15 protein-coding genes are annotated in these 15826 nt (G+C 52.2%); 5 read left to right on the top strand and 10 right to left on the bottom strand.

Annotation, left to right across the window (positions count from 1 at the left end; all coding sequences use genetic code 11):
* Positions 1-31 precede the first annotated feature (31 nt).
* From recJ to DS739_RS10470, 5 genes are all read right to left on the bottom strand, one after another.
* Entirely contained in the window at positions 32-1864 is a 1833-nt protein-coding gene (gene recJ, locus DS739_RS10490) for a single-stranded-DNA-specific exonuclease RecJ (protein WP_035353354.1), read from the bottom strand.
* A 16-nt stretch (positions 1865-1880) separates the two neighbouring features.
* Positions 1881-2879, bottom strand: coding sequence for a class II fructose-bisphosphatase (gene glpX, locus DS739_RS10485; RefSeq protein WP_006115935.1), 999 nt, complete (start codon positions 2877-2879; stop codon positions 1881-1883).
* Positions 2880-2932: 53 nt separating this feature from the next.
* Positions 2933-4246 carry a homoserine dehydrogenase gene (locus tag DS739_RS10480; protein WP_006115936.1) on the bottom strand — a complete coding sequence of 438 codons (1314 nt, stop codon included), beginning with the start codon at positions 4244-4246 and terminating at the stop codon, positions 2933-2935.
* Entirely contained in the window at positions 4243-5475 is a 1233-nt protein-coding gene (locus tag DS739_RS10475; protein WP_006115937.1) for an LL-diaminopimelate aminotransferase, read from the bottom strand. The genes DS739_RS10480 and DS739_RS10475 overlap by 4 nt, the downstream gene beginning before the upstream one ends.
* A 139-nt stretch (positions 5476-5614) precedes the next feature.
* Positions 5615-6781, bottom strand: a complete 1167-nt coding sequence (locus DS739_RS10470) for a hypothetical protein (RefSeq protein WP_006115938.1) — start codon at positions 6779-6781, stop codon at positions 5615-5617.
* A gap of 46 nt (positions 6782-6827) precedes the next feature.
* On the opposite strand from DS739_RS10470, the gene DS739_RS10465 reads away from it, so the two are divergent.
* Complete coding sequence (locus DS739_RS10465) at positions 6828-7508, top strand: ATP-dependent Clp protease proteolytic subunit (protein WP_006115939.1); 681 nt, start codon at positions 6828-6830, stop codon at positions 7506-7508.
* A 138-nt stretch (positions 7509-7646) separates the two neighbouring features.
* Positions 7647-8660 (top strand): hypothetical protein, encoded by a 1014-nt coding sequence (locus tag DS739_RS10460; protein ID WP_006115940.1) that lies wholly within the window; start codon positions 7647-7649, stop codon positions 8658-8660.
* A 61-nt stretch (positions 8661-8721) separates the two neighbouring features.
* Here DS739_RS10460 and pqqE read toward each other — a convergent pair whose 3' ends face one another.
* The 5 genes from pqqE to pqqA all read right to left on the bottom strand — a co-directional run bounded on the left by pqqE (position 8722) and on the right by pqqA (position 11935).
* On the bottom strand, positions 8722-9825 hold the full coding sequence (gene pqqE / locus DS739_RS10455; RefSeq protein ID WP_006115941.1) for a pyrroloquinoline quinone biosynthesis protein PqqE: 1104 nt from the start codon (positions 9823-9825) through the stop codon (positions 8722-8724).
* Positions 9822-10097: a pyrroloquinoline quinone biosynthesis peptide chaperone PqqD gene (pqqD, locus tag DS739_RS10450; protein ID WP_081461428.1), complete on the bottom strand. Its 276-nt coding sequence runs from the start codon at positions 10095-10097 to the stop codon at positions 9822-9824. Before pqqD ends, pqqE begins: the two co-directional genes overlap by 4 nt.
* Before the next feature lie 20 nt (positions 10098-10117).
* On the bottom strand, positions 10118-10858 hold the full coding sequence (gene pqqC / locus DS739_RS10445; RefSeq protein ID WP_006115943.1) for a pyrroloquinoline-quinone synthase PqqC: 741 nt from the start codon (positions 10856-10858) through the stop codon (positions 10118-10120).
* Positions 10855-11766: a pyrroloquinoline quinone biosynthesis protein PqqB gene (gene pqqB / locus DS739_RS10440; RefSeq protein WP_006115944.1), complete on the bottom strand. Its 912-nt coding sequence runs from the start codon at positions 11764-11766 to the stop codon at positions 10855-10857. Before pqqB ends, pqqC begins: the two co-directional genes overlap by 4 nt.
* Before the next feature lie 88 nt (positions 11767-11854).
* Positions 11855-11935, bottom strand: coding sequence for a pyrroloquinoline quinone precursor peptide PqqA (pqqA, locus tag DS739_RS10435; RefSeq protein ID WP_014457297.1), 81 nt, complete (start codon positions 11933-11935; stop codon positions 11855-11857).
* 342 nt (positions 11936-12277) lie between these two features.
* Between pqqA and DS739_RS10430 the strand changes: the two genes are divergently transcribed.
* The 3 genes from DS739_RS10430 to DS739_RS10420 all read left to right on the top strand — a co-directional run bounded on the left by DS739_RS10430 (position 12278) and on the right by DS739_RS10420 (position 15795).
* Entirely contained in the window at positions 12278-13603 is a 1326-nt protein-coding gene (locus DS739_RS10430; RefSeq protein WP_006115945.1) for a lipopolysaccharide biosynthesis protein, read from the top strand.
* Positions 13596-14633, top strand: coding sequence for an ELM1/GtrOC1 family putative glycosyltransferase (locus DS739_RS10425; protein WP_035353360.1), 1038 nt, complete (start codon positions 13596-13598; stop codon positions 14631-14633). Before DS739_RS10430 ends, DS739_RS10425 begins: the two co-directional genes overlap by 8 nt.
* Before the next feature lie 115 nt (positions 14634-14748).
* Positions 14749-15795 carry a glycosyltransferase gene (locus tag DS739_RS10420; protein ID WP_342752873.1) on the top strand — a complete coding sequence of 349 codons (1047 nt, stop codon included), beginning with the start codon at positions 14749-14751 and terminating at the stop codon, positions 15793-15795.
* Positions 15796-15826: the final 31 nt, after the last annotated feature.

Genomic DNA, 15826 nt, shown 5'->3' with positions numbered 1-15826 from the left:
ATTTGTTTGAGCGTATAAGGAATGCTTACGATCAGGCAGCCGCAGCGTCTTGAATGAAAAATGTGGCGTCTGTTCTGCCGTTCCAGCTTTCTGCCCGCAAATACCCTGCAAGATGCAGGGCCGGGCGTGTTGTATCTTCCAGTTTGGCCGCGAGTGGGTTTTCATGGGCGCGGAACAGAAGCGCTTTCAACCGGCCGTTATTTTCACCCTTTAAAAGCAGACGCAGCGTATTGCCATCGCGGCCAATGCGATCTGCACGTATAACTGTTACGCGTGGTATGGCCAGCAGAGGTTCTGGGTTTCCAGCACCAAACGGTGCAAGGGCACCCATGTCTTGCGCTAATTCAGCCGTGGCGCCAGAAATGGCCACCACCGCATCTACTGTAAGCGGCACTTTTTCTGGAAGCGTGGCAGCCTGTGCCAACCGAGTATCTAGAAAGGTATGAAATTCTTCCAGCTTATCTGCTGTAAGGGAAAAACCAGCAGCCATGGCATGGCCCCCACCGGTTTTCAACATACCTGCCTGACGGGCTGCAATAATCACGGTGCCAAGATCTAAGCCGGGAACAGAGCGGCCAGAACCTTTAATCGTGCCATCTTCTTGTTCTGCGCCTACAAGGGCAGGGCGATTGAACCGTTCCTTAATACGCCCCGCTACAATACCGACAACACCGGGATGCCAATCTTTCCCCGCTAGCATAATAACAGCGTGTCCGGCTTTTTTCTGAGCTTCTGCCTGTTGCATGGCAAGATCCAGAATATCGGCCTCAACACCTTGTCTACGGCGGTTTACGGCATCCAGACGTTCGGCCATCTGGCGTGCTTCAAAGTTATCTGGGCAACGCAGCAGGCGGAGGCCTAAGGCTGCTTCTGCAATACGGCCACCCGCATTAATACGAGGCCCTAACGCAAAGCCGCAGGAAAAAGCATCTGGTGCTTTGGTAACGCCAGCAATTTCCATAAGTGCATTCAGGCCAGTACGTTGGCGGCGGGCCATAATTTTAAGCCCTTGCGTTACAAACGCACGGTTAAGCCCATGCAGTGGCATAACATCACAAACCGTTGCCAAAGCCACCAGATCAAGCTGGCGCATAAGATCGGGCGGAGGCTGGTTTGCTGTAAACCAGTCTGCACGCCTCAGATCTCTCGTAGTGGCAACTGCGGCAAGAAAGGCAAGGGCTGCTGCGCAAATATGATGCAGGCCAGAGGGGCAGTCTGGCCGGTTAGGGTTGACCGTTGCCAGAATAGGGGGAAGGGCATCTTCCGATTTGTGATGATCCAGCACAATCACATCGGCTTTGTCTGTCATCTGACACAAAATATCTGCCGAAGCGGTGCCGCAATCCACACAAATCAATATGGAAGCGCCCTGCGCCACCAAATTATCCAGTGCGGCTACGTTAGGGCCATATCCTTCGGTCATTCTGTCTGGAATATGGGTATGAACGGTGCAGCCGAGTTCTTCAAAAAAAGAGGCAAGAATGGCGGAGGCGCAGGCGCCATCCACGTCATAATCACCAAAAATCCCAATTACTTCACGATTCTGGACAGCTTTTGCCATGCGGGCAGCAACCTTATCCATATCCGTGAGAGTGGAAGGATCGGGCATAAGTGCCCGCAACTTGGGTTCCAGAAAATGAGGGGCTTGATCCGGGGTAATCTGGCGCATGGCCAGCAAACGGCCAACAATTTCTGGAATACCCAGTTGTTGAGCCAAAGCAGCCCCCAGACGCATCAGGGCAGGATCTTCTGCCCCGGCACGCCAAACCCAACGCCGCCCAACAAAGCTGGCTTCCACCCCTAATACAGCAGGCGTGGAAGTTTCTTCTGGTTGTTCGGTAAGTTGCAAGGTGCTGCTTTGCATCACAATTCAGAGCTGTTTATTGCGGAGCCCATGTTTTGGTTTTGAAATTATGGTGGCCTTCAATAAAGCGCACCGTTCCAGATTTGGAACGCATAACCAGAGAATGCGTAATGGCCTGATGCGGCAACTGCCGAACACCACGCAGCAACGTGCCAGTGGTTACACCCGTGGCAGAAAACAGCACAGAGCCGGCAGCCAGATCATGCAGGCCCAGCTTGCGATCGGGGTCTTTGCCAGGGTTCATTTTGCGGGCGCGTTCACGCTGTCCTTCATCTTCAAACAGCAGCCGTCCTTGCATTTGCCCTTCTACGCAGCGAATGGCAGCCGCAGTCAACACACCTTCAGGTGCACCGCCAGAGCCTACATAAATATCAACCTGACTGGTATCAAGGCAGGCGGCAATTCCGCCTGCCACATCGCCATCTGTCAGCAGGCGCACACGCGCGCCAGCAGCACGGGCGCGGGCAATCATTTCTTCATGCCGTTCCCGGTCAAGTGTGCAGAGCAGAAGATCCTGAACACTTTTGCCTTTGGCTTTGGCCAGATTTTTCAGGTTGTTTTCAATGGAATTATCCAGATCAACAACACCTTCGGGCAGATTGGGGCCAACCACAATCTTGTCCATATAAATATCTGGCGCATGCAGGAAGTTACCACGTTCTGCCAGTGCCACCACGGTAATGGCATTTGGCATATCTTTGGCGCAAAGATTGGTGCCTTCTAGCGGGTCCACGGCAATATCCATGCCGGGGCCGCCAGAGCCTACTTTTTCACCAATATAAAGCATGGGGGCTTCATCCATTTCCCCCTCACCAATCACCACCATGCCATCAATGGCTACGGTATCAAATGCTGTGCGCATGGCTTCTACGGCAGCGCCATCCGCATCGTTTTTACGGCCACGCCCTGTCCACCGGGCGGAAGCCAGAGCAGCGGCTTCCGTGACACGCACCAGCTCAAGCGCCAGATTGCGGTCAGAAACAACAAAAGGAGAGGGGCCTATGGAATCAGACATCAGAAACAGGATCCTTGCTTAAAAGTCTATGATACCGGAAAAGGTGGCTAGAATCAGGCTGTTTCGATCCGAATCATCACAGGGCTGTCCGTCACCACGCTCAATGCATCTATTTTGGTGATGGCATCCTGCATGGCGGCTTCTGATGTCTGATGCGTAACCAGAACAAGCGGAACATACGGTGTTGTCTCATTTTCCGCAGGATGCTGAAGCATGCTGCGCAAGGAAACACCGCAATCACGCAAGACAGCTGTAATGTCTGCAATAACGCCGGGGCGGTCTTCTACCATGAGGCGGAGATAGAAAGCGCCTGCTCCGGTGCCAGCAGGGCAAGCACGCAATGCAGGTTCTGCACTGGCCTGCACGCCCCATACCGGAATGGTGTGGCCACGGGCAATATCAATCAGATCCGCGGTTACGGCACAGGCTGTTGGGCCAGCACCGGCACCGCGGCCTTCCAGCATGATACGGCCAACAAATTCACCTTCAGCTACAACGGCGTTAAACACGCCATCCACCTGCGCAATAGGTGCGTTGTGTGGCAGCAGGCAAGGTGCAACACGCGCTTGCAGGCCTGCATCTGTCAGCCGGGCAAGGCCCAGAAGTTTGATGCGGTAGCCAAGGGTGCGAGCAAAAGCAAAGTCAATGGCGCCAATTTGGCGGATGCCTTCTACCTGCACGGAATCAAATGCTACTGGGCGACCAAAAGCCAAGCCTGCCAGAATTGTCAGTTTGTGGGCTGCATCTATGCCATCAATATCGGTGGAAGGGTCGGCTTCTGCATATCCCAGATCCTGTGCATCTTTCAGCACCAGATCGAAATCCTTACCCGTTTCACGCATTACGGTAAGAATATAGTTGCACGTGCCGTTCAGGATGCCGCCAACATGCAGGAATTTGTCTGCGGCCAAGCCTTCTCGCACTGTTTTAATGGCAGGGATGCCGCCTGCTACGGCGGCTTCAAACAACAGGGGAGCGTTGTTGTCTGCACTAAGCTTGGCAAGGGCGGAGCCGTGAACAGCAAGAAGAGCTTTATTGGCGGTTACAACTGGTTTGCCAGCAGCCAGCGCTTTTTCTACCAGCGCACGGGCCGGGCCTTCGCTTCCACCAATCAACTCTACAACAACATCCACATCTGGGTCTGAAACCAGATCCAGCGGGTTATCATGCCAATGTAACGTGGAAACATCTATGCCGCGGTCGCGCGTGCGGTCTCGAGCGCTTACGGCTACCACTTCCAGTTTGCGGCCTGCGCGGGCGCTCAGCAGATCTGCATTCATACGCAGCAGGCGAATAACGCCAGCGCCAACCGTGCCCAGACCGGCAATACCAAGACGAAGAGGAGAAGAATTGGAACAGGATGTCACGGTGCAACAGGCTCCGGCTTTTTGGTAGAGGAAGAAGAAGATGGCGAGATACCATGCGCAGACAGGAACCCACGAATGGAACGCAGGGCCTGACGCAGGCGCTGGGTGTTTTCAACCAACCCGATACGAACATGGTCATCACCATATTCACCAAAGCCAAGGCCAGGAGCCACAGCCACGCCAGCTTCTTCCAGAAGGAGTTTGGAAAAGGCAACACTGCCCATTTCACGGAACGGCTCAGGAATAGGGGCCCAAGCAAACATGGAACCTTCTGGAGAAGGAACATCCCATCTGGCTCCGTGTAGGCCGCGAATCAGCACATCGCGCCGGTCTTTATAAAGAGCACGCAAGTCAGCCACACAGTCCTGCGGGCCGTTAAGGGCGGTTACAGCAGCTACCTGAATAGGCGTGAAGGCACCATAATCCAGATAAGATTTAATGCGGGTAAGTGCTGCAATTAGGCGCTCATTACCCGCAGCAAAGCCTACGCGCCACCCAGCCATGGAATAGGTTTTGGAAAGAGATGTGAATTCTACAGCAATATCTTTCGCGCCCGGCACGGCCAAAATGGAAGGAGGCACAAGATCACCAAAATAGATTTCAGCATATGCCAGATCAGACAGAATCCATATTTCTTCCTTGCGGCAGAAAGCAACCAATTCCTTATAAAAATCCAAATCAGCCAGATAGGCCGTTGGGTTGGACGGAAAGTTTACAATCAACGCGGTGGGCTTGGGCACGGAATGGCGTACAGCCCGCTCTAGCGCGCGCAGCATGTTTTCATCCGGCGTTGCCGGAATGGAGCGGATGGAAGCCCCGGCAATAATAAAGCCAAACTGATGAATGGGGTAGGAGGGGTTAGGCACCAAAATGGTGTCCCCCGGGCTGGTAATAGCGGAAGCCAGATTGGCTAACCCTTCCTTGGAGCCCAGTGTGACAATCACTTCCTTGTCCGGGTCCAGCCCAACGTGAAAGCGACGTTCATAATACCCAGCAACAGCCTTGCGTAGCCCCGGAATACCGCGACTAACAGAATAACGGTGGGTACGAGGATCCTGCACCGTTTCCAGCAGTTTATTAACAATGTGCTGCGGGGTGGGGGTATCTGGATTGCCCATGCCGAGGTCAATAATATCCTCGCCCCGCGCGCGGGCTGCTGCCTTGGCCTGGTTTACCGAGGCAAATACATAAGGCGGCAGACGGCGGATGCGATGGAATTCTTCAGTCATGGGTTTTTAATGCTCTAAAGAAACAGGAGGTAAGGAACCCCCCGCAGGTTTGTGGGAAGAAGCATAGTAATCGTCAGAGCAGAACAGGCAACTCCTCACTCTGCCCAAAATGCTGGAATGACACTTTTGTAAGTGAGTTTCAGGGGCTGGTCGCCACTTTGGCACCTGTGCCAAAGGCATCCCCCCTTACATGAATGCTGGAGGAAGGCACGCCAAGATTTACCAGTGCTGTTGCCAAACGTTGAGCCCGCAAAATCCCAAGTTTTACAGCATCAGACTGGTCCTGCGCGCTTAATGAAAGGGCATTACCAAACCCACGGATAAAGAATGGCCCATTAGGGTGATCCGCTTTGAGTTTGCTGAGCGTATTTTCCTGCCCGCTGGACAGCACATCTGACTGTGGCACAAAATGGAAAGAAGTGCCTTTCACATCAACCAGATCATAGTTTGGCTTGATGGTATCTGGCACATGCGCATCGGAAGGCACATCAAAGCCCGGAAAAGATGGGGCTGTGGGAGGGCCATCTGGAATCTGCGGAATATCAGAGGCCGGTATTTCTGTTTGTGCGGCTTTTGGGCGCACTGCTGGCATGCCAACTTCTGGTTCGGCTTCTGCTGTTTTATCCTGCGCCTTGTTAGCGTGGCTATCCGTGGAAGATGCCTTGCCGGTTGGGGACGCAGCGTTTTGCGTATTTTGGTTTGGTGAGGAATCCGCAGCATCCATAATGGCACCACTTACGCCTTCTGGCAGGCTGGCCTGTTGAGAGCCATCTTGTGCCGCGCCATTTTGCTGGGGAGAGGACGCAGCAGAAGGGGCCGCTTTTGCCGGAGGCTGTGCTGTAGCAGAAGGCGGAGGCGGAATATTGGGGATAATGCTGCCATTGGCAGCGACTGTCCGGTAAGCCAGATTGCGCTCACGAATCAGCCCTTGAGTTACCAGCGCGCGATCTTGGGGGGAGGGCATTTCCGGCGCTTGTGTGGGGGTAAGGCCAACATGCGGGTAGGGATCGTAAATACCGGGCGGCGGGGGGCGTTGAGAAGCAATAACCCCACCGCGCATATGCTGCACCCAAGAAAGCGTGCCATCAACGGCATCCTTATGGGGGCTGCATCCGCCAAGAAGAAGCGCCCCAGAAGCCATGAGCACTCCAAGCCGTACAGCATTTAGACCTATGGTGCTGCGGGGTGTCCGCTTGTGTTCTAAGCTGGGTTGCGGCATGGCAGCGCGGATACTCCGACTAATGGAAACCAGACAGTAAGACAGAGCGCACCTTACCCTTTTCCGTCCCGGCTGGCGAGACAGCACATGATTGCCCCTTGGCAGGCAGCCTTAGGCAGCGCAGGATAAGAGAATGTACACAGATACAGAACATGCGGAGAAAGCAATGACGGGCATTTTCCCCCGTAACGCCATCAAGATGGATGACGAACCGGAAACTCCGGCAGCCCCGGAGAAGGCAGAAGAAAAAACAGCCGGCGCCCCGCATGGCGAACTGGAACACAAGTTGTTCAAGCAGCGGAAAGTGCTGATTTTTGGCGGAATTGATGATAAAATCGCCCGCGATGTAACGGGCCGCCTTTTGGCGCTGGCTGGTGAATCTGACCAGCCGATTGATGTCTATGTCAATTCTCCCGGTGGGCATGTGGAAAGTGGTGACACAATCCATGACATGATCCGCTTTGTCGATTCGATTGCCCCGATCAACATGATTGGCACAGGCTGGGTGGCATCTGCTGGTGCGCTGATTTTTGCCGCCGGGCATAAAGAGCGCCGATTCTGCTTACCCAATACACGCTTTTTGCTGCATCAGCCGATGGGTGGCGTGCGTGGTCCGGCAACGGATATCGACATTGAAGCGCGTGAAATTATCAAGATGCGTGAACGGCTAAACCGGATTTTCGCTAAAGAAACCGGCCATAGCTATGAAAAAGTCGCAAAAGATACGGATCGCAACTATTGGATGTCTGCCAAGGAAGCAATTGATTACGGCTTAGTGACCAAGATCATTTCAAAGCTATCTGATCTGCACTAATACACATCGCGCCTGCTTCGCATTTCCAACTTTGGATTGGGCGAGGCAGGCGCGTTTGCGTTACTGGATCTGCCAGAATGTCTGCCCAAAAGGTTGGGTGTCGTATGAGGCAAGATCCCTAGAAAACAGGTTCCTCACATGGGTTCTCTGAGCGATATCTATTCTCATCTGCCTGAAAGCATGGATGATTTGCCTCCGCCGCCCAATGAGGCCGCAGTGGAAGAGGCTGATTATCGTGCCCGCCATTGGGTAAGCCCCGTAAAAGGGCCGCTTACGCCGGGGTCTGAGGCGCATAAACATGCCTTGGCGGAAATGTTCCGCGAGACGTTTAATCCTTACAGGCCATCCGTTATCAATTGGCCTAAATTGGACCCAGAAACGCTCAAGCGCATAACGTCCCTGCCTATCTGGGATATCGCCGTGCAGACGGAAGGCAAAGCGCGCCTGCGCATGGCTGCTTATGCTAATCTGGTTACAGACCCGGATATGAAGGATGCCATCTCCCGCAATGCGTGGGAGGAAAACCGGCATAAGGAAGTGCTGTCCAAAATGGTGGCAGCCTATGATATCCCTATGGCGCCGGAACCTCCTTACGTTGAGCCCAAGGATGTTGAGTGGGCGTATCTGGTGACAGGTTTTTCCGAATGTGCGGACAGTTTTTTTGCCTTTGGCATGTTCGAACTGGCCAAGCGTTCTGGCTATTTTCCGCCTGAACTGACAGACACGTTTGAACCTATCATGCAGGAGGAATGCCGCCATATTCTTCTGTTTGCCAACTGGTTGGCATGGAACCGGGCTGTTATGCCTTGGTGGCGTCGGCCTTACTTTGAGCTGAAGGTTCTGGCTGTTTGGGCATTCCTTGGCTACGAGCGTTTGTCTCTTGTGCGCACGGTGGATGATAACGGCCAGGTACATACGCAGGACAACAATTTTACGGTAACAGGCACCAAGGAAGTTACCAACATTCAGATCAATCTGCCTGATTTCATGCAGCTTTGTCTGGATGAGGATGACCGGCGTTTTTCCGGCTATGATCCACGCCTGCTGCGCCCAACAACCACGCCTGCCATTGCACGCGTTATTCGTGATGTTGGGCGGTGCTGGGAATTTGCTAGCGGTGTTTTCAAGGCAAATCGTAAAACAGCAGCTTAATCTGTTTTAAGATTTATCCCAACCAGCCCGATTATCTTATTGGGGTTGGTTGGGTAATTTTTTATCTGCTTGAGGCTTTGGCGTTGCCATAGCGCCTATAATGGAAAGGTGGGGGCGTTTTTGGGCGCTCTGTTATAGCTTGGGCAATAAGATCATGATCCGGTGCACGGTGGCACACAGGGTCAGTCGCCGTAGCATCTCCCGCTAGAGCCAAGGCTTGGCAGCGGCATCCGCCCCAATCATCTTCCTTGAACGCGCAGGACTGGCATGGTTCGGGCATCCAATCTGTGCCACGGAACAGGCGGAACAGGGGTGCATTTTCCCAGATATCGGCCAGAGAACCTTCTGTAACAGAAGGCATCTGAATGCCCGGAATGTTCTCTGCAGCATGGCATGGCAGCACTTTGCCTACAGGAGAAACGTTTAGAAAGCGTTGGCCCCACCCACCCATGCAGGGTTTGGGCCGGTCTGCATAATAATCTGGCGTTACAAAATCTATGCTCATGCGGCCAGCGAGACGGGTGCGTGCTTCAGCAACAATTTTTTCTGTTTCTTCCACCTGAGCACGGCTGGGCAGTAACGCATTACGGTTGAGTAGCCCCCAGCCATAATATTGCGTATGCGCAATTTCTATGCGTCTGGCCCCAAGCTGTTCAGCTAAGGCCAGCATAGCTGGCACACGTTCACAGTTTTGCCGATGGATTACAAAATTCAGTGTAAGGGGCAGCCCTTCGGCCTTAATAAGTTGTGCCGCTTCCAGCTTTTTGGCGTGGGCGCCTTTCATATGGGCAATATGGTCTGCGCTTTCAGCTTCGGCATCCTGAAAGGAAAGCTGGATATGGTCCAACCCAGCATCAGCCAGTTCTTGCAGGCTTTTGGCATTGAGCAGCACGCCAGAGGTAATCAGGTTGCTATATAATCCTGCTTTGGCGGCATGAGCGACAAGTTCGGGTAGATCTGGCCTTGCCATAGGCTCACCGCCAGAAAAGTGAACCTGCAATACGCCCATTTCAGATGCTTCGCTCAGCACACGTTTCCAGTCTTGTGTGCTGAGTTCCTGCGTGCGGGGTTCCAGTTGTAAAGGGTTGGAACAGTAAGGGCACTGTAAAGGGCAACGGTGCGTGAGTTCTGCAAGCAGGCTCATGGGAGGGGGAGGCATGTTCATACTGCCAGCAACACCTGCTTGGTGGTTAGATCCTGTAAAAGGGCTAGCACATCCCGTGCAATAATATCCCGCGGGGCGGAAAATTTTTGGCAGAGCAGCTCTAATATATCGCCCACATTGCGGGTACCATTTATGAGTTGCAGCACTTCAACCGCGATAGGGTCTGCATGAAAGGCGCGTTCAGGCGCTTGAATGAACCATACTTCCCGCACGCGGTCATATTGCAGGCGTGTGCCTCGCGCAAATCGGAGGATACTGCTTTCAGAAATCATGGAAGTATCAGGTATTTGGCTCATGCTGCAGTTTCTGGGCGGAAAGAACCCGGTGGAATACGAGCGGGCGTGACGTAAGCATAATCCAGCGCATCCAGCATGGACCATAGCACGCCGCATTTAAATTTAAGCGCGTTGAGCACACTCTGCTGTTGTTCCACTGTGCGAGCGTGCTCCTTTACATAAGCAAGCGCAAAAGCAGAATCCTGTGGTGCCTGTGTCAGGCGCGGCTTAAAGTAAGCCAGTGTTTCTTCGGTAATAAAGGCATAGTTCTGCAACATGCCCGAAACACGCTCGCTGATAATGGTGGGGGAGAACAGTTCTGTCAGGGAGGAAGCAATAGCCTCCAGCACAGAACGTTCGCGCACAAAATGCACATACGCCTCTACAGCAAACTTTGTGCCAGGCAGCAGACCTTCGAGTGATTCGACATAGGCACGATCCAGCCCCAGGCCATCCGTAAGCTTCAGCCAGCGCGCTACGCCGCCGGAGCCCGGTTCTGTGCCATCATGGTCTTCTAACCGTCTCCGCCATTCACGCCGCAATTCGGCAGTGGGAAGGCGTGCGAGAAGAGAGGCATCTTTAGCGGGAATGCTGGCCTGATAGTAATATCTGTTCAACGCCCATGCCTGAACCTGTCCTTTGTTCAGTTTGCCATCGTGCAATGCGCGATGGAAAGGGTGCAGATTGTGGTAGCGTTCTGCGCCTATGGCACGCAGGGCTTGTTCCAGTTCATTCGGGGTGAGCAGTTGGGTGGTCATAGCGAGACTTTCATTCCATCAAATGCAACATCCCATCCTGCTTGCTCTACGGCATGGCGCTCTGGTGAATCGGCCAAGAGAATAGGGTTGGAATTATTGATGTGGATGAGAATTTTACGTTTCACATGTAAAGGGCGGAAGGCGGCAATGGTGCCATCGGGCTCATCTGCAATGGACATGTGGCCCATGCGGTGCCCGGTTTTGCTGCCCAGTCCGGCGCGGATCATTTCATCATCTGTCCACAACGTGCCATCAAAAAACACAACATCTGCGCCATTTATGCGGTTGCGTAGGGCATCTGTCATCATCGCGCAGCCGGGAATAAACAGGGCTCGGGCGTGGCCATCCGTTATTTCCAGTCCAATGTTTTCCCCATTGCTCATGATTTCAGCAGGGTTTTCGGCCTTTTCTGCGTAAAGGGGGACTTTGCCCGGTACAATAAAGGGCATGATGCTAAACTCAGCCGGAACCAAGGAAATGGGGTGCTCCGGTTGCATGGCGCGGCGTGGCACAAGCGTGCGATCTAGTGCATTAAAAATAGGATTTGCGTTGATCTGATCCAGCACAGGTTGTGTGGCATATAGATTAAAGTGCTGCCGCTCGCGCAGGGTGAGCAGGCCCGTAATGGCGTCTATTTCCCCACTTGTAAGCACAACGCCAGAAATGGGGGTGGAGCGTAGCCCTTCACGCGGGAACATATCCGGTGTCTGGTTGATCTGGGTGCGCAGATCGGGCGAGGCATTGAGTACATACCAGTGCTGGCCATCTCCGCTTACGGCAAGAGATGCCTGCGTGCGGGAAGGGGCTGCGGGGTCTCCCGCACGGGCGCGGCGGCAAGCCGGGGCGTTAGAGTTCCATTGCGGAAAGCCGCCACCCGCACCTGCACCAAGAACAACAATTTCAAGCATAACAACACATCTAAATAAAAAAGCCGCCAGTGCAAAACCGGCGTTAAAACCGGTAATGGCTGGCGGCTAAGCTGGGCATAACCCCGACTTATTTCTTCTGGCCGCAAACGTAGCTGTTGATTTCAGCGCCCAACGGAATTTCGGTAACTTTTGGTGCAGTCCAAGCCATAAGCCTGTCTCCTTGATTGAGTTGAAACAGAGCAGATTCCTACAGGCTCTCCAGATAAAGATCCGCAGGAAAAAGCCGCTTTTGCGCCTTGCAGTGTGATGAAAAATGGCTATCACGCAAGGGTTCTACCCCCCAAAGAGGCGCGTAGAGGGGCTATTTTCACGCAACTGTGAATAAAAGAAGGGCTGTACAGCACAACAGCACAAAATGCGTGCAAGATTTGTCTTGGCTGGCGGAGTCTTCTAAAGCAGCCCAAACAGGCAAGGCCTCAGCCCAGCGGGGTCACTATGCCGGGGAGGAAACAGATGAGTGACCAGATACGGGTTGGGGTAAGACGCACGCATGATGAATAGTCAGGTTAAGGCTCTGTTTGTCCGTGTCTTTCGCAATACCGGGTATATTCTGGGGGGGCGTGGGTTTTGCGCGGCTCTATCACTTATAACCACAGCAGTTTGCGCACGTGCATTGGGCTTGCAGGATTATGGTGTTCTGCTGCTTATCAATTCTTTTGTTCTCTCCTGTTCAGCAGGGTTGCGGTTTCAATCTTGGCAACCTTTGCTGCAATACGGCAGTAGCTTGTACCGTAAGGGGGACAGGCATCCGTTTCAGATGCTCTTACGCCATTGCATGCTACTGGATGGCGTAGGCGCTGTGGCAGGTATGGGCGTTGCCTTGCTGCTGTGTGAATGGTTCGGAAATCTTTTAGGCTGGGGAGATGCGTCTTCCGCTACACCGTTTTGGTACATGACAGTTATTCTGTTCATGAACACAGGTGGCGCTATGGGCGTGATGCGGTTGCTGGATCGGTACGAACTCTCTGTACTGGCAGATAGCGGAAGCGGGTTGATCCGTTTGGTGGGTAGCCTTGCGGGGCTGTTCTGGCATTGGTCTTTTACCAGTTTTTTGGTGATCTGGTATTTCTCAACTGTTGCATCATTTTTTATCAATTACGGCATGGGCGCGTATCTGCTTTTGCGCTCAGATGGGTTGCAGAATTTCCGTATATTCGGCGTGCCTTGGGTAAGCCCTATCAAGGGTATCTGGCGCTTTATTTTTTCTGTCAGCATCAATCAGGCGCTTGCACGGCTTTCTTCGCGCTTAACGGTGATGATTGTAGGTGCCGTTCTTGGCCCGCAGAGTGCTGCCATTTATAACGTAACGTGGCAGATTTCTGATGGTCTGGCGCGCCCGGCCCAGATGATGACACCAGCTTTGTATCCAGAACTGGTGGCCTTGAAAGATAAGCGAGACTGGGCATCTATCCGGCAGGTAACGCATCGTATCTTGCAAGTGCTTGGTGTGTTCTCGGCAGCGGTGCTGGCGATTGTGTTTGTGTTGGGGCCTTGGTTGTTGCATGTGCTGCTGACTGTGCCGTGGTCTGGCACCCGCACACTTCTGCTGTTGATGACATTAACTGCCATTCTGGACTTGTGGGATGTGCCGCTAGAACCTTTGTTGGTTTCTCTTAATCGTGCCCATCAGATTTTGCTGGGGCGGTTGTTTACAATGTGCGTAACACTGCCCTTGCTGTATTTCCTAACTTCTGGGTTAGGAATGACCGGAGCCGGTCTGGCAACATTAATAGGCGAGTTAGTAATCTTCCTAACCCGGCTTGTGCCTTATCTGTTGATGAGCCGAAAGCAGGATTTTGGAAGAGGCAATGGCTAAGGCAGCGCCAGTTTCTGATACATGCGAGGTGTGGATACTGGATACACATCGTGCCGGTGAAATGGCGCAGTGCAGGGCTTTGGCGGATATGCTTGGATTGCCGCGCCAGATTATTCCACTTCAGGCAGATTTTAGCTTGCCAGAGCAGATTCCGGATACCCGAAACCTCCGGTTAATTCTGTCTTTTGGTAATGCAGTGCAGGCGGCCTTGGCGTTGCGAACGCGTTGTAAAAACACGCCAGCCATTGTGCAATTAGGGCGGCCAAGCCATGTGCCCGCAGCAGATTTGGATCTGATAATTATTCTGCCGCAGGATGATTATCCAGCAGCTTCCAACGTATTGCGTTTAAGATTTCCCTTAAATGGCGCGGATAAAGGCCAGAGATTTATACCGCAAGCAAATCCAGTTACGCGGCATGGCGGCACGGTTGTTTTGTATGGTGCGCCCTCAAAGCAGTTTTTTCTGGATAAGCAGGATACATATAAACTTCTAAGTTTCAGCCATAAACTGGCACAGGCACACCATGAACCATTGCATGTGCTTACCAGCCCAAGAACTCCTGTAGAGGCTGAAGGTTGGCTGGAGGATATAAGTAAAACCATTCCAATGCAGATTTACACGTTCCGAAAAGGCGTTAACCCTTTCCAGAGTTTTTTGCAGGAGGCCAGCAGGTTTGTTGTAACTGGAGATAGTGCATCCATGTTGGCAGATGCGTGCCGTACGGGGGTGCCTGTATGGCTATTTCCATTACGGACTAAGCAGAGTTTCATGGAATGGTTGCAAGCCAGCGTAGATTGGCTGGGGTTACACATTATCCGCAACAGGCTCGTGCGTTCTGGTTGGTTGGGAAGTGGGACATGCTTTGAGAAGTGGCATACCACTCTGGCCGAGCAGAATTATATCCATTTGGTGTCACCACAGGTTTCTTCTCAGGCATTGATGTGGCAGCCAGATGCATTGCGGCGGGATGATGATATGCAAAAATGTTATGAGAGTATCATGAAACTGCCTTTGTTTATTGCCAGATAAGCCACGGCATTAGATATGCTGGGGAGCGTGGCAATGTTTGCCACATTGATGGTTTCTGCCATTGGGAAGTCTGTTTCGGCTGACGACTTATAACGGCATTTCACAACGGGCAGACATGTGCATGCACGATAATCTTGAACGGAATGAGCAGGCAGTTCTGCAAGGAACATGCGCAGCCATTGTGACGTATGGTGACCGTGTCCATTTTCTAAAACAGGTTTTGGAAGGTGTTTTTAGCGCCGGTGCCGGGCATGCCGTTGTTGTAGATAATGGCACGGCAGAAAGTGTGGCGGCAGAAATTGCCAGATTGCCAGAAATATTCGGGGCGGATCGGCTTACCATTATTCGCCTGCAAACCAATACGGGTTCAGCAGGTGGTTTTCATGCGGCTATTCAGGCAGCGGCTTTGCGTGAAAGCACACAGCATATATGGGTGCTGGATGATGATAACAGGCCTGAGCTAAACTCCCTGAAAGCTCTTTCCAAAGCATGGATAAGTATGGGGGCAAGTAAGCAAGTATGTCTCAGTAGTTTTAGGGAAGATAAAACAACATATAAGAAACTTTTTAAAACCTATAAGCTGCACGGAATTACAAAAAACTCATTTTTCGGTTTTTCCATGCAGACTTTGTTGCGGAAACAAAAAGCAAAGGTTTGGCAGAAAGATGGGCTGAAATGCCTGCAAATGCAGATGTCAGCTTATGGTGGTTTCTGGTTTCATAAAAGCTGGATTCAAAAAGTTGGTCTGCCGGATGCACGGCTTTTTCTTTATTTTGATGATTACGATTTTACCCTACGGATTACAGAAAACGGAGGGCAAATTTGGGCGTGCCAGAACAGTGTTCTAAAAGATCTGGAACTATCATGGCAGGTCAATGATTCCGTATTGCAACACTGGCTGCGTGAAGAAGAAAACTTTTCCCGCACTTATTTCTCTATTCGAAACCGTGTTTATATTGAAAGAAACTTTGTAAAAAATAAGTATATTTATGATGCAAATATTATTCTGTATTTTATATCAAAGATTATTTTTAAAAATAGGCAGAGTATTTACTATCATTTCCGGCATCCTCACTTGGTGTGTAGAAGGTGGAAGCTGATTGCGCAGGCTATACAAGCCGGTAAGACTACAGATTTTCAAACACCCCCTCCGGCGGTTTGAAGGAAATGTTTGCTAAGCTGCTTAACGCGGT

The organism is Acetobacter sp. JWB, assembly GCF_003323795.1.
GTDB lineage: Bacteria > Pseudomonadota > Alphaproteobacteria > Acetobacterales > Acetobacteraceae > Acetobacter > Acetobacter oryzifermentans.
This window is presented reverse-complemented; position numbering and strand designations above follow the sequence as displayed.